We start from the raw sequence: 17,216 nt of genomic DNA on the forward strand, positions 1-17,216 counted from the left end.
GTCCTCACTACGAACCTTTTTTGGATTTCAGTTTTCAGGAAAAGAAGGACTGAAGTCCTCACTACGAACCTTTTTTGGATTTCAGTTTTCAGGAAAAGAAGGACTGAAGTCCTCACTACGAACCTTTTTTGGATTTCAGTTTTCAGGAAAAGAAGGACTGAAGTCCTCACTACGAACCTTTCTTGGATTTCAGTCTTCAGGAAAAGAAGGACTGAAGTCCTCACTACGAACCTTTCTTGGATTTCAGTTTTCAGGAAAAGAAGGACTGAAGTCCTCACTACGAACCTTTTTTGTTTAAGTTGAGGCTTTGTGCAAAACTTTTAATCGTCCTCAACAACTCTACTGGGCTGGTTGAGACTTGGCTTGCAGGGCATCTTTAGCCGACAATCCCTGATCTTGAATGCCAAAATACCACAAACTAGCAGCAGCTTCGGCACGAGTCACTGATTTCTTGGGCTGAAAGAGAGTTGTAAAACCAAAAACCCGACGAATATTCGCCAAATCTCCATTGTTGAAATCAGCTAAAACTGCCCGCGACGCTTGGGAATCTATCTTAGAAGCGTCTTGAAAACTCCATTTTTCTTTGATTCCCTCAATGTTGGCTGTAGGCAAAACTTGACGGGTATCTAATGGTACTTTCCAGAGAATCATTGTTTCGCGGGTTAAAGGTGCATCCGGACGAAATTTCATATCTTTCGTTTCTCCAGCAAGCGAACTCGAAATTAAACCGGCTTCTGCTAAACCTTGAATTGCTGCAAAATCTGGATCTGTTTTCGGTATGTCAGAAAATGCCGGTTCGCTAGATTCTACTGCTAATCTAATTTGTTTGGCTTGACGGCTGGCATAAATCTGATTGTTTGCTGCTACTAACCAGCGGGCGTATTCGCGGCGAGTGACAATTTTGTTGGGTTCGGGTAAACTGTTGCCAGTTTCTAAGTTAGCATTTTTTTTCGTTTGCGAAGCCCTCGTAGAGGATCGCACTTTCAGCGCTTCTAACTCAGCTAAATCTGCGACGTACTGCTGCAACTGTTGGGGAATTTTGCTGTCTAGTTGGCTAACTTTTTCTGATTTCGGCGAGGCGGATGGGGTTGGAGTTGGAGTTGGAGTAGTTGCTTCGGAATTTGATGGACTTGGTGAAGCGGTTGGAGATGGGCTAGACTCGGAATTGTTAGGTTGGGGACTGGCTGCTATTTCGGGGCTGTCTTTGCTATAGTCGATCGCAAATTCTGTAGAACCTCCTACTTTTTGATTCCCAGAAAGCGACACTGTTACCCGCAATTTATCTCGGGTTGCTACCAAAGAACCTTGTCCTTCGGCGGTTGGGCGGCTGACTATTTGCCAATTCCCGCGCCCAAATTCTGTCTGATAAAAGTTCTGAACCGAATTAACCGGATCTGTGCTTTCCCAGCGCAGCCGCACGTTTTTTGACTGTCCATCGCTGGGCGCACCAACTTCGATTAACTGAGCATTAGGATAGAGTGGAATCTCTGTCGGGAAATCGGCAGGAAGTTTGGCAGTTGTGCTGGTTTCAACTGCTGTCCCTGGGGGAGGAAGAGGGACGGGAAGCGGAGTTGCGATTAATTTCGGATCGGCGGCTACCGATTCTTCGAGGGCTTTGCTGTTGGGGCTGTTTGCACAAGCTGTCACAGAAACCAGCAGACTGATAGCCAGCCAAGTCTTTACAGCAGCGAGTATATTGGTTTTATTAGTTTTACTGGTTTTGGCTGGGGCGATCGAGTTGCCTCGCTGTTGACTACGTATAATATTCAGCATAAATCCCTCGTTTGCGGATATATTTCTAGGCTAGCGCAGATCGGACAAATATAATTTTTACCCAAATGAAATTTCTGCACATAATCCTAGTTACTGCTACATTACTTGTCTCCGCCCTCAAGTTTACCACTCCGGCAAAAGCTCAAGTAGCCCCGCTGCGGGCGCCACTTCCTCAGCCAGAGTGGCAGCCATTTTGTTCGGCAATGGGTCAGTTTGCGATCGATATGCCGGGAACTCCCAAAATTTATACTGAAACTTTTTCAACTCAAATTACCACTTATACATACAGGTCTATCTTAAAAAACAAAGAAACTTATTTACTTCAATATTTTGACCTAGATTTTCCAACTAGCAACAAGAATACCAAAATTACTTTAAATAATGCCGTTGACTTTTTTGTAGTGGCTGCAAATGCTAAATTGCTGCAAGTGCGCGACATTTCTCTGGGTCGCTACCCGGGAAAAGAGTTTGAGTTTCAGCCACTTTCTCCCAAGGAACCTATAGGCGTCGGTCAAGTTTTTTTGGTTGAAAAGCGCGTTTACGGGCTGGTTGCTACTACTCCAGAACCAGAAAATGCTCAAAAATTTCTCGACTCTTTTCGTTTGTATTGAAGCAGGAAGTTTGGCAATGGAGGTCAGCGATCAGTCATCAGTCATCAGAAAAAATTAGTTTTGAGTGGCGATCGAATCTATTAATAAAACTTACGTTTTTCAAATTGGTGTTTCTGAAAATATTAGGTTTGGCAACTAAAAATCTCGGAATCAACCTGATTGATGATGAATAGTGCGTCCCGGAATAATTAAGTTAAATTTAATCTAATACCAGTTTAAAAAAATAATGCAACTGTTTTGTCAGCTTCAAACCCATCTTCAGTAACTCATTCCCAATTGCAAATCCTTCGACACTTCGACAAGCGATCGCGATCGTGCCGAAATCTAATATCATTTTCGATAGCATCTGAATTATTGATCTCTCCATGCTCTCTCTGTGTTCTCTGTGTTCTCTGCGGTTAAATAATTCCGATATAACCGGAAACGATATAAAATCTAAAATTTAAAATTATATAAGACCTTATTTTATTTTTTGTACTCTACCTAAGGACAGAGGTAAATTTTACACCTGTAGAGCGATGTAGCGGATTCCTCAATTATATATGTTTGATATAAGGCTTTTTAGAGAGCAGAAAGCACCAGCTAAAATTCTGTGTGGCTTAATCTCACTCAACGAAGTCTCACTCATCGACAGCTTACCCGGAGGGTATTAACATATTATGAATAAACTAACACCAATTCTCATCAGCGGTCTCCTATTATTTGGAGCTGCTGCTTGCACTGAGGGGGCTAAAACTAGCGCCGATGCTCCTAATTCTACCACAGAAAATGTCAAGAGCCCGCCCCCAGCCGAGAATGTTCAAAAAACTCAGTCCGACGCCACTAGCGATGTTCGCAAAGCCCAAGCAAATTCTGATATCAGAGCCAGAGAACAGCGCAACAACGTGACTGGCGGCGATGCAAGCAGAGCCGATGGCGACCTGAAAAGTGAAGTTCGTTCTAAGTTGGAAGTGAACATTACTAAAGGTGCGCTGACTGTGGACGCAAAAGACGGGGCTGTTACCGTAGGTGGCACAGTTCCGAATCAAACTGATTTAGCTAAAATTGAGCCTCTAGCTAAAGAGATTAAGGGTGTTAAAAGCGTGAATGTTACGGCTGTTGTCGCCCCCGCTTCACCCGCCGCATCGCCTAGTAAGTAATAAATTGGAAGGAAGTTCGGCAACGGATTTGGTAACGGATTTAACGGATTGTTTGACGGATTTAACCGACATAAGGAAGAGGGAAAGTTGGGAATTTTAAAAGTGCTTTCGCAGTGGATTACAAGGCTTACGTGAATCTTTCGGTTGCGTTTTTTTGAGTTAAAGAGTTGAAGATTAACCCACTCAAAAATCCGCGCTCCAAACTCGCGCAATACCTGCAATTTGCCATTGGCAATTTACGATTTAAAATTCCCGATAATTAGTGGAAACCTGTCGGAAGATAGAGACGAATTTTATTCCCAACGAGCGATGAAAAATCTTGGGAAGAAATGACTAAATGTGATAGATGGCAGCAAGCAGATCGGAAATTCTGTAGTTGTGTAAAAACAGTATATTTTGAAGGAGAAAAGAAATGGCTTTAGGTCAACACAAACGGGCTGTAGGATCCTTTTCTAATTACCGCGATACGGAACTAGCCTTGATGGAACTGCAAAGTAGCGGGTTTCCGATGAATAAGGTTTCGGTAGTTGGAGAAAATCTCGATCGCAGCGAAATTGCGGGCGCTACCGCTGGTAAGAGTACCGACGAGAAAGTCGGCGGCGGCGCGAAAGCTGGCGCGACGGCGGGAGTCGTGACGGGCGGTTTGATTGGGTTGCTCGGAAGTATTGGGGCGCTGGCGATTCCGGGAGTTGGCCCGGTGATGGCGGGGGGCGCGATCGCCACTCTGCTTGCTGATACTGTAGTCGGAGGCGCGATCGGGGCTGCTGCGGGCGGTTTGGTCGGCGGTTTGGTCGGTTTGGGTGTTCCCGAAGCCCAAGCTAAAGTTTATGGCGATCGCCTCTCGCGCGGAGAATATTTGGTATTCGTAGAAGGAACAGATGCCGAACTTGCCACCGCCGAAGGAATTATGAGCGTGCGGGGCATTCAGGATTGGGGCATTTATGATGTGCCGACAGACACCGGCCACAGATCGATGGCCCGCCAAAAGCGCGCTGTGGGCGTGTTTTCCACTCGCCGCGAGACTGAACACGCGCTGGGAGAACTGAGAACAGGGGGTTTCGACATGGATCGGGTTTCGGTCATTGCTAAGGATGGCGATTCTAAAGGGGATATCGCAGGCATTGACGTGCACGACAGCGCAGACAACAAGGCCGATGAAGGGGCGACTAAGGGTGCGCTCACAGGCGGAACCCTGGGCGGTTTGACTGGCTTGTTGGTAGGTCTCGGCTTGGTGGCAATTCCGGGTATCGGGCCGATTATGCTGGCTGGAGCCTCGGCTACGGCGATCGCCACTACGCTAGCAGGTACTGCTTTGGGTGCGGCTGCCGGTAGCTTGATCGGAGCTTTAGTCGGTTTGGGAATTCCCGAAGAGGAAGCCAGAGCTTATAACGATCGAGTGGCGAGGGGAGATTACTTGGTACTCGTTGACGGCAGCGAAGCAGAAGTCGCTCAAGCTGGGGCTGTTCTGAGCCGCGGAGGCATTCAGGATTGGAACACCTACGACTCTCCCAGCGTGGATACCGCTCAGGCAGATTACGGCACTCCCGGCAGTCCCGGCGCTGATACTACGCCTGGTATTTACGACCCCAATCAGGGCGTTGCTGGCAAGCGTCGGGTTTGATCGAGAGGACTTTGTTTGGCTAGTCGCGAGCCCAATTGAGCTTGTGGAACAAACACTGGCTAGCTAGGGGTTTTACGTTTTGCCAGTCACATAATTTCAAAAGTCGGCTTTTTCTCTGAAAGCCGGCTTTTGTTTTGTTCTGGAAACTTAAAAAAAAGAGATGTGTTAAAAATTTAATTTGGATTGGCGAGCTGGACTTTGGTCGGCTGGTCGATCGGCTCTATAAATTTTTACACTCTAAATCCGCAGGGATTTTTGAGTCTGTAACACTCACTACTGCAAGGGTTGCAAACCCTGGAGTAGGATAAAATTGGATGACTTAAATTGCAGTAGAGATTGCCCCGTTAGTCAAAGAACGACTATCTTTAATTATGGGGTGGCTAATTTCAGCAAATTATATCAGGTGAATTAGTCAGTCCCGCGCGCCGAGTACGGCCTGCGGTGGTCGGCAATTATTGGAATAATATTGTCGTCCCCTTGGGGCAAGACTTAGGCTGGTCATTGGTTGGCTGTAGCAGCCCAATTGCCTTTGGCAAGACCGGCTAAAGGAATATAGTTTTTCTGGGAATGCCTCAGCGAAGCATTTTTCAAGCCCAGGAACAGCTTTTATGTCCGGGAGCGCGTCTGGTATCGGGCGTTCTGTTAATTAGAAGCGCAAGCGCTCATGGATCGAGTAAACATTAACAGCAAGCACAGCAGCGCGGGAGTACGGGAACGGCTCGCGGCGCTTTTTTTGGCGAAATCTCAGGCCCATGGCAGCCTATTGCTGGTTTCGCCTGGGACTCGATCGGGACTCCGATCGAAACAGCCTTCCTGTTCGATTTCACTGGCATTGAGCACAGTGGGGGGAGGTGACACTAGCTGAGCTGACCGGGCTCTGCTTTCATGGGCGATCGAAGAAAGAAGGCAAAAACTAAAAGATATTCGGAGTTGAAGCTTCGAGTCCTTATTTCTTTCGGGAACTAATAGAATAGATTTGCTCCCCTGTACCAGCAATTTGTGGGCTGTGAATGTGGCGCGGGTGCCGCCAGCAAGAACCCCAAAAATATGCGATCGACAACTTATCGATTTATCGATATTTTGTAAATAGTTAGTAGTTAATAGTTAGTGATTAGCAGTTAGTATAAATACAACTAACAATTAACAACTAACATCAGCCGCAACTAACTCTTAGCAGCATAAGACTTACAGGCGGAAGCGAGAAACTCGGTTTCTTCATAAATGCCCCCCCTAGCCAAGCCCTACTTTTACGAAAAACCGGGTGGCTTTTCGTGAGTTCTACGTAAATTATCAGGGTGATGCTAGAAATCAACCAGTTTTGATAATTATTACTGCGGCAGTAATGGTTTAAGAACTGACTAGCAAACACGAGCATACAAACTTTCAGAGAACATTGAACATCGAGAAATTAAGGAAACTCACTCAATTTTTTTTATGAATTTCACTGAGCTTTTAACTGCTGATGAACTTTTAACTAGACATAGAAACGGGGAACGAGATTTTCGAGGAGCCAACCTCATTGCCGCTCATTTGATTGAATCTAATCTCAGTCGAACTAATTTGAGCAACACTAATTTGAAAGGTGCCAACTTAATTAGAAGTAAACTAATAGGAGCTAATTTAAACGGCGCCGACTTGAGCGGGGCTAATTTATCTAAGGCTAAATTAATTGAAGCGAACCTAGGTAGTTGTAGTTTAACGGGAACTGTGGCGATCGGAGCCGATTTTAGCGGAGCAAATCTCAGCGGAGCAATATTGTCTCGCGCTGACTTGAGCAAAGCTGTGATGACTGGAGCGAGTTTAGTCGGAGCTTGTTTGCTAAGTGGCTCGAAACTAATTGAGGCTAATTTGAGCGGGGCGACGCTGAGCCGAGCAATTATGAGCGGGGTTGATTTAAGCAGAGCAAATCTGACTAGAGCAATTATGAGCGAAGTAGATTTGAACGGCGCAAACCTGAGCGGTGCAAATCTAATTCGGGCTTATCTCAATCGCGGAAATCTCGGCGGTGTCAATTTGGTTGGGGCGATTTTGAGCGAGGCAAGTCTGCGGGAGGCTTGTATTTGTGCTGCTAATTTGAGGGGTGCTGACTTGAGCGGTGCTGACTTGAAAGGAGCTAATTTAAATGGTTCTAATTTGAGCGGTGCTGACTTGCAAGGCGCTAATTTGAGTAAAGCTAATTTGAATGGTTTGATTCTGCATAATGCTGATTTGAGGGCTGCGAATTTGAACAAAGCTTCTCTCCGGGGAGCTGATTTGAGCGGTGCAAATTTATCGGGTGCTAGCTTGCTGGAAGCAGATTTGCGGGGAGCGAATTTGAGCCACGCCAATTTGTCGGGAGCGGGTTTGCTGCTGAGTTCTTTGACAGGGGCAAATTTGACAGGAACTAATTTGTCGGAGGCTAATTTGATTGGGGCTAGCTTGAATGTTGCTAATTTGAACCAAGCGGCTTTGAGCGGGGCTATTTTGCCGAATGGGGCTACTCACAGCCGCGATTGATCGGATGTCCGGTAGCGTGTTGATTGTCAGTTGCGAGCAGGCTAGCGATCGCGCGTGAAGTCAAAAGCTTCACTTACGTCGCTTTTTTGCAGTGGCGCGCTACTCGCCGGTGCGAGATCTCGCACCGGCGTTTGACTGGCGACAAAGCGCCCCAAAAAATAGTTGCGAGGGCCCTCGCAACTATTTTTTGGAATTTTTTTGGTAATTTACTTGAAAATTTCTAGAATCCGTGCTATGGTCAAAAGGTTTGAGACATTGTGAATTAGAGGTAAAACCCCGCAGAATGAAACAATTGGGAACCCATCTGGTCGCTGATGCTTGGCAGTCTCCTGGAGACCTGCTCAACGATCCTGAACGTATCCGCCGCGCTATTCTCGATGCGATCGAAGCCGGAGGAGCTACTCTCATCGATTTGTGCGTACACCAGTTTAGTCCTCACGGAGTGACGGCTACTGCAACTTTGGCAGAGTCTCATATAGCAATCCATACTTGGCCTGAACACGGTTATTTTGCCGCAGACTTATTTTTCTGCGGAGCCGGCGACCCTCACAAGGCCATGAAGGTGCTACAGACAGCTTTGGAAGCTAAACAGGTAAAACTCACCGAGTTCACGCGCGGTTTCGAGCCCGGGGTGGGCATCCTAGAATCTGCTTGTGAAGAGCAGTATGCACCTCGTTTAGTAGAAGCGAGTGCAGCCAGAGGATGATAGCCAATTAGCGTAAGTTTGAATATTTTATGCTAGGTTTTCGTTAAAATCCCACGGTTCGAGCCGTGGGATTCTTGTTGAAATTTACTTTCCCTTCAACAAAGGGCGAACAACTAAATAACCTGCACCAAAAGCAGCAATAACAATCAGAAAAATGGCAATAGCCAGCCACAATCCACTTAAGTCTGAGGCTGTTTTTGCTTGAGAGCGCACCCGGTAAGGAGTTTCCGGCACCTCTGTAAATAATTTTTCTGGAAGTGTATCCGGAATGGGGGGGACTGTGGGTTCTGGTAGAGGAAAGGGAAATGCGACTGTTTGAGGTGGTTGAGGTATGTTAGAAGAGCTAGCCCTCGATATTGCAGGTGCTTGAGGTTCCGGTTCAACGCTGAAATTGAATTTGACTGAGGGCATTTGAGGCATCCCAGTCTGGGTGACGTTCTGAGCCGAGTTGACTACTTGTTGTAACTGCTGGGATACTTGAACTACTGTTTCTACTTCTCGCCGCAGTTGTTGATTTTGTTGAACTAATTGCTGGTTGTGGGTTTTGAGCGAGTCGAGCATCGCTTGGGCTGCTTGCAATTCCGCCGTGACTTCTCGATAGAGCGAAATTGGTACCGATGCAGAGTAACTATTTGAGTTTTCAGGGTTCGTATTGTCAGATAAGGTAGTATTTTGCATAATTGTAGATGGCGAGGGTGAACTTTTTTAAGTTTAGCCTGAGACTATTTGCAATTAGCTCGATCGCAACACAATTGATCGAGATAGTTGTTACAGATATTAATAGTAAATTTAATTAAATGTTACAATTTCTGAGTCGATCGCTATGAACAACCACGCAACCGAACAAAGTATGTCGCAAAAGTCAAGCACCGAGGAAATGAAATACGGCGAACGCGAGATTTTGGAGGGGCAGTTAATTACTTTCCCGAACCCGCGAGTTGGGCGGCGCTACACGATTGACATTACTTTGCCAGAATTTACTTGCAAGTGCCCGTTTTCTGGCTATCCCGATTTTGCCGCGATTCACGTTACTTACGTGCCCGACGAGCGGGTGGTCGAGTTGAAGGCGCTGAAGCTCTACGTTAACAGTTATCGCGATCGCTACATTTCCCACGAAGAATCGATCAATCAAATTTTAGACGATTTTGTCGCAGCTTGCGCGCCCCTGGAAGTGACGGTGAAGGGCGATTTTCTGCCGCGGGGGAACGTGCACACGGTGGTTGAGGTGCGGCACGAGAAGTAGCAGGTAGAGTCTTCTGCGGCTGGTACTGATTGCGGTAGGGTGCGTCAGGTTTGAGATTCTCAATAAGCACCGAAAGCATGATTCTGACGCACCGTTTTTTGCTTTCGGTGCGTCAGTTAGATTGTTGGTTTGGATCGAAAATAACGCTAGAGTAGAGCACCCTACTTAATTGCTTCGGAGATAGATTCTAAGGAGATCAATTGTTTCACATCTAATATTTCGATCAATACCAGTTCTCCGCTGCTAGAATAGTGTAGAATCATTTGCCCTTCATCTTCGGCATAGGCGATCGGGCGATGGCGTTCCGCCCCGCAAGCTACGGAAATTTCGATTAGCATCGCGTCTACATCTTGGCTGTACCTAATCTTTTTCATAATTACTTACTACAAGTTATTGGGGCTACCTTCCCCATTAGAGAAGACTAAAGATAATCCGCTGCTGGTTGGAGGCGGTATTGTTCGCGGACACTCAATAACTTAGTCTTTGAACCATTTGGTTCTAATGCTTCCGTGAGCCAAAGCTCTTGTTGATGCTTGAGGTTTATAGCCCGCCGGATTTCTTTCACCCCATCACGAGAAATACCTAGCTTATCTGCCATCTGGTTATGAAGATGCAATTCTGACCAATCAATTTTGCCATCAGCAACGGCAATCTCCCAAGCTGTACATAATATTAGGCGATGCTTTAGTCGCTCTTTCTTGCTTTGACTACAACTTTTTTCCCGATGTTCCTCATCAAAAGGAATACTCGTTTTCATGATTTCATCAAAACTATGCCGTTGTTCTATGGCTTTCCGAACCAAATCTCGCTCTTCCTTTCTCATACCGGAGGTAGTCATCAATCTATCTATACTATCTTTCTCCTTGTCATCTAATTCACCGTCAATCCAAGCCATTGGTAAAGCAGCCATGATTCTTTCTGATAAAAACTTGCTCATCTTGGCAGCTTCTTCTTGATTTTTCCATCCCGTTAGACCGCTGTAAATCCCGACAGTTGCTAATACTCCCAGTCCAACAGGAGCAGCAAATGTTAGTAATGAGTAGTATCCTGCACTGACAACAATACCCGTTGAACTCCCCACCAAACCCCCAATCAAAGGAATGCTGTGGATAGTTGTCCAAATACTAGCCGGCGCAAATACTGAGGTCGCAACTGCTGAAGCGCCAACACCAGCCAAGGCCCCTACAGTTGCACCTGTTCCTAGTGCAAAAGCATCTTTTGTCCAATCTTCGCCGTTATTTTGGTTTAATAAGTCTGCACTTATAGATTGATACTCGGCTTCGGAATTTTTACCAACATATAAATTCAATCCTTCTAATTCACGATCAATATAGCTTTGATAAGATTTATCACTAAAGTTGATGCCACGCTTACAGCCCTCTTCATAAATTTTCTGGCTAGCATCGTTAATAGTGGATTTAACTTTATCCCACGATTTGCCAAAAATATCTTTTACCTCTTTAATATCAGTTTCTATGTCATTTAATCCAGCAAAACCTTCTGCTTTGAGTCGCTTTAAGTAATACCCTTTATTGATGGCAAAAATCATATCTAGAAGTGCCAGTGCAACTACCAGAGCAACAGCACCAGCGATTGGACTGGTAACAGCACCGATTAGGGGTACACCCGTCCAAGGTATCAGAGAAGAAGCCATGAAAGTCACAATACTGCTAATTACCAGCAGTCCACCAGTAATAATTTTTCGCTCTTTGGCAGATGAGTCAATATCTGAATACAAAATTTTGAGGAGGCGAATATATGAAGGAATTTTGGGGATGCGAGTCAGAGCGAATTGGATCGCAGCAGCCAGTACAGGAATTAAAAGAGCGAAAAGCACACTTAGTGCAGGTAAAACTATTTGAATGACAAAAGGAACAATAATTGGCATAAAAAATACTAGGGTAAGTGTATCAATAGTTATTAACTGTAACAAATTTTTAATAATTATTCTTGTATAACAGATTACCGTTTTGGAATTAACAATAGTTTGATGTATAAAATATGTTGATATTGTAAGACCGTGACTGTCTAAAATCTATATTTTTAGTAAGATGGGCATTGCCCACCCTACAATTAGTTTTAATTAGCTAAAGAAGTCTCGGTAATCGGAGTTTTATCTTCATCTATTTTCAATTCTGCCAACTTGTCCAAAATCTCCACAACTTCTCTTTCAAATATCACCTGAGCGCGATTAGTGCGCCCGCCGACGTATAGCTTGCCATTTTTTTCCAAAGCCCAAATCTGCGAGTGAGAAAGATAGCTCATCATCACGCTCAGCATTAGCAACCCGAAGCCCGTATAAACGAGCGGAATTCCTGGATCGGCTTTAATTTGCAATCCCGTGCTGCCAACAACTTCATCAATTGCCAGCATCACTCCGTTAACTTCCACCGCTGTACCGGCGCGAACTGTAGTTAACAATTTGCCATCCGTACCGTAGACTAACATTGTGCCTTGCAAGTCCTTTGCTAGCAGAGAAACTCCAGCACTCAAATCTGGTTTTGTCGGAATCCAAGCACCCCAAATTCTGCCTTTACCTTGGGTGTCTAACTGAGCCATTGGCAATTGTAAAACCGGGCTTTTGTTGAGGCGAACTCGCACGGCGGCTAGGCTCCAATCTGCTTGATAAAAGGTGACTCCCCGGTATCTGAGGGGCTCGTTAACGTGAATGGTTTTGCGATCGACCTCTTGGCCTGTTTTGTCCAAAACTGACAGATCCGAGTAAAATTGGTCGATCGCGCCGCTCGGACTATAATCGATCCAAAACCGATTCACACGCACCGACCAATCCTTCGGTATTTGCGGCCCAGCCCAAGGCCCAGCATCAGTGATATTCTGCACCTGAAAAGTTTCACCGCTAGGAACCATTTCTTGACCCATAAATCCAGTCATCGAGCCAAACATCGACCCAGCTAAAATAATTAGCATACTGGCGTGAACAATAATCGGGCCAACCTTACCAATTATGCCTTTGCGAGCATAAACTTTTTCACCTTCTCGAAATATGCGGTAACTTTTTTGCTGCAAAAGTTGTTCTAACGAACTTAAAGAACTTGTTTCTAATTCCGCACTGAGAGCTAACTTTTCAAACTGCTTCGGTTCTTCATAAAATTTCCAGCGGCGGGCCAATTTTAAGGCCGGAAATTGCCTGGTAAAAGTGCAAGCTGTCAAGCTGCTGCCGAACAAAATTAGGATTGACAAAAACCACCAAGTGCGGTAGACGTGGTCAAGTCCTGCAATTAGCACAACTTTCCAAGTTAGGAAGCCGAACAAAGCCGGGTGTTCTGGATAGTTGGATTGGTAAAATTCTACAGATTGGCCTTGTTCGATGACGGTGCCGGAAATGCTGAAAAATGCGATCGCCAGCAGCAAGATAATTGCCAGCCGCAAATCTGCCAGCACTGGCAAAAGTTCTCGCTTGAAAAACTTTAGAGGCGCAGTCGCCCAATCAGATAGTTTGGATAGAAATACTTCTTTTAATGTCATTGGTAATTGTGAAGTCAGTTGTCAGTTGTCAGTTTGTAGGGGCGGTGCCCCCGTGCCCGCCCTCTTCGTTGTCAGCAGTCATCAGACAAATGGAAGAAAGAAGAAGGAAGGAAGAAAATATTATTTTGATTGACAAATATTTAATCAATTGTAAACTCTTTCTTTCTTTCTTTCTTTCTTTCTTCGTGTTCTTAGCGTCTTCGCGGTTCATTCAAAAAAAATTAGTTCTCGAATCCTGTAATGATTGCTATATCTTTAAATAAGGACGTTCAGCCCGAACCATCGAACCTTAGGCGGGAAGTATGCGAGAAAGCAGAGAGAACACGCCAAATCCTACTAACAAAACGCCACTAACAGGCGTAATCCAACTCGACCAACGGCGCAATTCTAACAACTTTTTAATGCTCGCGGTAAAAGTACCTGCTACAATCAGCGGAGCCACGTAGCCCGCAGCGTAAAACAGCAGTAACACACCACCTAAAACTAGATCTCCCGTTTTGGAAACCCAAGCTAAGAGGGTAGCTAAAACCGGCGTACTGCACGGAGAAGCTACTAAACCAAAAGTTAAGCCTAATAAGTACGATCGCACGCCCGCAGGCAAATCTTTCGGAACCCAGCCCACAGCGTCAAAAGACGGCATTTGTAAGGGTAAGGCTTCCAGTAAATTCAGCCCCATTAAAATCGCGATTATGCTCACAACGATCGGCAAACCCAGACCAATTTTGCCATAAACTTGACCAGCAAATGATGCTACAATGCCTAAACCCGCAAGAGTTGTCGCCAATCCCAAGGCAAACCATGCCGACTGGGCAGCAGCTTGCAGGCGGCTTTTTGCTTCGTATCCGCCGATGTAGCCGATCGTGATTGGCAACATCGAAAGCATACAGGGCGTCAAGCTCGTTAGCAACCCTGCCAGAAAAATCACTCCGACACTGACTAAACTCAGGTGTGTCAGTTGAGTGTTTACTAAATTATTAGCAAATTGTGCGAGTTGATAAAGTTGGGTTTGCAGGGTTTCCATCGGTCGATTTTAGATTTTAGATTTTAGATTTTAGATTTTAGATTGACTCCGGTGTCATCGAATTGAGATTTTAGATTTTAGATTGACTCTACAGATGAATCTGGGATGTTCAACTAAATATCTAATTTTTTGGCTTCTCCACGACTTAAGTCGGGGCTTATATCCCTATGCGGGTGAGTTCCGGCGAGTGTGATGTTCTGGCTATGTTGAAAATTGTAACAGATTCGGGTCGCTTCGGTTGAAGATTTGAGATGTGAGCGCGATCGACTGGTTGAGAGTGGAAAGGGCGATCGCGAAATGCGATAATAGACTTGTTGCAAAAATAGCTAGGACGGGTTCGCCAGCCCATCCACAATTTTTTTTTCTTGTGGGATGGACATCGGGAACAGAAAACCTGCCGTGTAACTCACATCTTGCAGCATTTTCAAGAACAGGCAAGATGCCTGTTCCACAAAAGATGAATTTTCTTGTGGAACAGGCATCTTGCCTGTTCATAAAGGGCTTATTGACATTGGTGCAAGATCTCAGGTGTAACCTAGCCGGACATACAGAGGCGAGATAATTGGGAAAATTGCGGCGTCTGAGGGCCTGTCAATACATTAACAGATCGAGCAATTCTTGTGTAATAGGAAAACCAGTCTGACGCTCAAAATGTACAAACATCGGACTAGGATTTGCCTCTAAAAATACATACTCGCCCGTTGGCTTGACACGCCAATCAATCGCAGTCCACTCTAGCATAAATGCCTGGGATATTGCCAAACATTGTTTGCGAACAGCTTCGGGCAAATCTATGGGAATTAGCTCCGCCTCCAAATCTTCCCGAAAGTCCAACGCTGGACTGCGAATTTCGGCAGTATAGACTGATTCACCAATCACATAACTGCGAATGTTTGTCCCAGGAATATACTCTTGAATGGTGACTGGAGAAATACTCAAAGCCATGGTTAACCGATTAAGTTCCAAATGCGCCTCTGTCACCAACTTGGTATGAGCACCACCATAAACAGGCTTAAAAATTACTTTTTGGTGGACTTCGACAAATTCCCTAACTTCCTGTGGATGGTTACTGATTAACGTTGTAGGAATCGTCACACCTATTTGTTTTGCCTTGCTCAGTTGTAGGGGTTTTTCTTTGTGAAATTGGTATGCCTGCCAGGAATTAACCCACCGAGTCCCACAAGCTTGCATTAGCGATCGCATTGTACTCATTGAATCATTAAATGCGACCTGCTGTTGGTTGAAATCTTTTAAAGGTGGAACGGAAACACCGGAGAAATTGCGCCAAAATACACTGTGAATATCGTCGAGATTCAAGCGACGACCGGACGGTAGCGTCAAGCATCCTACCTGGGTGTCAGGTCGCCAAGACAGGCGTAACTGTTTCGGAAACAAGCTGGTATCCAAATAATCTACTGCTGCACCGGCTTGGGTGAGAGCATTCTTCATATGAGCAGCATGAGCATCTGAAGCATCACCCAAAATTAAAATATTCATGGGAAACCTGAGAATTACAGATGCGGTCAAAACTTAGGCGTTCGGGTAGAAAACTTTCGCTTGAGCGTTCGGACTTTAGTCCAATAAAGTTCAGTTAATACTTTTTTATTGTCATTGCGCTTCGGGAAAGCAATCGCAGTATATATTTTTACCATCATGGTTTTGCCTCTAGGACTTTGCGATCGGAACCGTATAGGACTTTGGTCATCCAATCGATGCTAATTTTAGTCTTCCTTGTCAACATCTTTGGTAATTTAGGGAAATATTTTTTGACAACAACCCTGTTTTTTTGTGTTATTTCTAAATACAAAAAGTGGCACCACTGGTTCCGAGTTGTTTCGAGAGTGTTGCAACTTTTTGGATATTCAAAAAACAATCAAATGACCCGATAAATTGGAAAGTCCCATGACAGAAACGCTCTGAATAGTGCAGGACTTCGGCAAAATCTCTAAAAGTGTCAGCACTAATGAGATTACCAATAAATGGGGCCTCCTCCACATTCAAACCAAGCCTTAGTGTAAGGGCCTCCACCCTCTTCACCTATAGCCATCGTAGTCATCGGAGGTTCAGTGGGAATAGGATGAGGAGATTCTCCTCCTTCACTTCCCGGACATGGAGCAGAGATACACACAATCCCGCCACCTTCTTCACCGAGAGCCAGAGTTGTGGCCCTAAGTCCACCGCCAACTTGAGCTGCTTGTTCATCAGTTAGCTGCTCTTCAAAATCTAAATCCATTGCTTCGAGGTCGGCAGCATCTAGATCAAAAGGATGATTCATAACATTCTCCTAAGTGATTGCAAGATTATTCACCTTTTCCAATAATCTAAATCATCAGGATAGAGTCATGTTGCCATTTTGGCAGGTTTCAAATTGAGCTAAGCAGACTCCAATAAGTTCTGGATTTAAATCAGCCTGTAGATATCTTTATTAACCAAAGTGTGGTCTTAAAAATTTAAGTAGATAAATACACTAAACGCATCAGAAACCCGGTTTCTGCGAGAAATATTGGTGTGGAAGCGCAGTATTTAAGAATAAACGGGGTTTCTCACCCGCGCGTGTAAATCCTAAAATATCAACAATTTGAGTTGGTAAATCAGCACCAACACCAATATTCCTTGTCTGAGGTGCAATACGATGAAAGCAATCTCTTTGAGGCTGAGATTGCTTTCATCGCACGGCTCGCCCCGGAGAGATTTTGGTTAAAATGTCTCCAGGATTGTCAATAGCAGTTAAGTGGACTCTAGGGGAGCCATTGTCAGCCCAGCACGGCTCAATTGCATATGATAAAGTTCTGCTTGCTCTTGCGGGCCAACCCAGACGGTGGCCTGGCCTTCGTTGTGGATTTGATCGGCGAGTTTCCAAGCTCGATCGCTCGTCATGCCTGGAATGTACTTAGTCAGACATTCCACAACGTGCTGAAATGTATTGAAATCGTCGTTGAGGACTATTACCCGATAATTTGGATAAGGCTTGCGGGTAACTTGACTCGATCGAACGGGTGCTATGGTTGGTGAAGAGGTCATCGCGCGAACAGCCACTGATACTACAAAATTTGTAAATGAGTTACCTATAGCACTATAACACAACTTAATATTTTTCAACCGGACTCGGCATTTACTACC

The 17,216-nt window shown here is 45.1% G+C and carries 18 protein-coding genes; 7 read left to right on the forward strand and 11 right to left on the reverse strand.

The features are described 5' to 3' along the window. Positions 1–298, forward strand: a 298-nt coding sequence (locus QZW82_RS04640) for a hypothetical protein (RefSeq protein ID WP_293145295.1), incomplete at its 5' end; no start/stop codon positions are given. Between the two features lie 41 nt (positions 299–339). Here the strand turns inward: QZW82_RS04640 and QZW82_RS04645 are convergent. Further along, the gene (locus QZW82_RS04645; protein ID WP_293145298.1) at positions 340–1,773 is read right to left on the reverse strand and encodes an S-layer homology domain-containing protein; all 1,434 of its coding nucleotides are present in this window, start codon (positions 1,771–1,773) and stop codon (positions 340–342) included. Positions 1,774–1,838: 65 nt separating this feature from the next. Here QZW82_RS04645 and QZW82_RS04650 point away from each other — a divergent pair, with 65 nt between their 5' ends. Further along, the gene (locus QZW82_RS04650) at positions 1,839–2,384 is read left to right on the forward strand and encodes a hypothetical protein (protein ID WP_293145301.1); all 546 of its coding nucleotides are present in this window, start codon (positions 1,839–1,841) and stop codon (positions 2,382–2,384) included. Positions 2,385–2,583: 199 nt separating this feature from the next. Here the strand turns inward: QZW82_RS04650 and QZW82_RS04655 are convergent, their stop codons facing one another. Further along, positions 2,584–2,751 carry a hypothetical protein gene (locus tag QZW82_RS04655; protein ID WP_293145304.1) on the reverse strand — a complete coding sequence of 56 codons (168 nt, stop codon included), beginning with the start codon at positions 2,749–2,751 and terminating at the stop codon, positions 2,584–2,586. A 292-nt stretch (positions 2,752–3,043) separates the two neighbouring features. Between QZW82_RS04655 and QZW82_RS04660 the strand changes: the two genes are divergently transcribed. The 4 genes from QZW82_RS04660 to speD all read left to right on the forward strand — a co-directional run bounded on the left by QZW82_RS04660 (position 3,044) and on the right by speD (position 8,346). Beyond that, positions 3,044–3,523 (forward strand): BON domain-containing protein, encoded by a 480-nt coding sequence (locus QZW82_RS04660; RefSeq protein ID WP_293145307.1) that lies wholly within the window; start codon positions 3,044–3,046, stop codon positions 3,521–3,523. Between the two features lie 412 nt (positions 3,524–3,935). Then, positions 3,936–5,144: a general stress protein gene (locus QZW82_RS04665; protein WP_293145310.1), complete on the forward strand. Its 1,209-nt coding sequence runs from the start codon at positions 3,936–3,938 to the stop codon at positions 5,142–5,144. Positions 5,145–6,578: 1,434 nt separating this feature from the next. Further along, positions 6,579–7,640 carry a pentapeptide repeat-containing protein gene (locus tag QZW82_RS04670; protein WP_293145313.1) on the forward strand — a complete coding sequence of 354 codons (1,062 nt, stop codon included), beginning with the start codon at positions 6,579–6,581 and terminating at the stop codon, positions 7,638–7,640. 283 nt (positions 7,641–7,923) lie between these two features. Then, the gene (speD, locus tag QZW82_RS04675) at positions 7,924–8,346 is read left to right on the forward strand and encodes an adenosylmethionine decarboxylase (protein ID WP_293145316.1); all 423 of its coding nucleotides are present in this window, start codon (positions 7,924–7,926) and stop codon (positions 8,344–8,346) included. Between the two features lie 84 nt (positions 8,347–8,430). Here speD and QZW82_RS04680 read toward each other — a convergent pair whose 3' ends face one another. Further along, positions 8,431–9,024: a hypothetical protein gene (locus QZW82_RS04680; protein ID WP_293145319.1), complete on the reverse strand. Its 594-nt coding sequence runs from the start codon at positions 9,022–9,024 to the stop codon at positions 8,431–8,433. Between the two features lie 145 nt (positions 9,025–9,169). Between QZW82_RS04680 and queF the strand changes: the two genes are divergently transcribed. Then, positions 9,170–9,589, forward strand: coding sequence for a preQ(1) synthase (queF, locus tag QZW82_RS04685; protein ID WP_293145322.1), 420 nt, complete (start codon positions 9,170–9,172; stop codon positions 9,587–9,589). A gap of 161 nt (positions 9,590–9,750) precedes the next feature. On the opposite strand, the gene QZW82_RS04690 is transcribed toward queF, so the two are convergent. The 8 genes from QZW82_RS04690 to clpS form a co-directional block, all read right to left on the reverse strand. Beyond that, a complete protein-coding gene (locus QZW82_RS04690; protein WP_293145325.1) occupies positions 9,751–9,963 on the reverse strand; it encodes a DUF2283 domain-containing protein in 213 nt (70 codons plus the stop codon). Between the two features lie 47 nt (positions 9,964–10,010). Continuing rightward, entirely contained in the window at positions 10,011–11,477 is a 1,467-nt protein-coding gene (locus tag QZW82_RS04695; protein WP_293145328.1) for a TerB family tellurite resistance protein, read from the reverse strand. 191 nt (positions 11,478–11,668) lie between these two features. Then, positions 11,669–13,075: a cytochrome c biogenesis protein gene (locus QZW82_RS04700; protein ID WP_293145332.1), complete on the reverse strand. Its 1,407-nt coding sequence runs from the start codon at positions 13,073–13,075 to the stop codon at positions 11,669–11,671. Between the two features lie 289 nt (positions 13,076–13,364). After that, positions 13,365–14,096 carry a cytochrome c biogenesis protein CcdA gene (locus QZW82_RS04705; RefSeq protein WP_293145339.1) on the reverse strand — a complete coding sequence of 244 codons (732 nt, stop codon included), beginning with the start codon at positions 14,094–14,096 and terminating at the stop codon, positions 13,365–13,367. A 326-nt stretch (positions 14,097–14,422) separates the two neighbouring features. After that, positions 14,423–14,578 carry a hypothetical protein gene (locus QZW82_RS04710; RefSeq protein WP_293145342.1) on the reverse strand — a complete coding sequence of 52 codons (156 nt, stop codon included), beginning with the start codon at positions 14,576–14,578 and terminating at the stop codon, positions 14,423–14,425. A gap of 109 nt (positions 14,579–14,687) precedes the next feature. Beyond that, on the reverse strand, positions 14,688–15,593 hold the full coding sequence (locus QZW82_RS04715) for an MvdC/MvdD family ATP grasp protein (RefSeq protein ID WP_293145345.1): 906 nt from the start codon (positions 15,591–15,593) through the stop codon (positions 14,688–14,690). 472 nt (positions 15,594–16,065) lie between these two features. Next, positions 16,066–16,371 carry a hypothetical protein gene (locus QZW82_RS04720; RefSeq protein WP_293145348.1) on the reverse strand — a complete coding sequence of 102 codons (306 nt, stop codon included), beginning with the start codon at positions 16,369–16,371 and terminating at the stop codon, positions 16,066–16,068. Between the two features lie 452 nt (positions 16,372–16,823). Further along, on the reverse strand, positions 16,824–17,117 hold the full coding sequence (gene clpS, locus QZW82_RS04725) for an ATP-dependent Clp protease adapter ClpS (protein ID WP_293145351.1): 294 nt from the start codon (positions 17,115–17,117) through the stop codon (positions 16,824–16,826). Positions 17,118–17,216 lie beyond the last annotated feature (99 nt).

Origin of the sequence: Microcoleus sp. bin48.metabat.b7b8b9.023 (assembly GCF_013299185.1) — a bacterium.
GTDB lineage: Bacteria > Cyanobacteriota > Cyanobacteriia > Cyanobacteriales > Microcoleaceae > Microcoleus.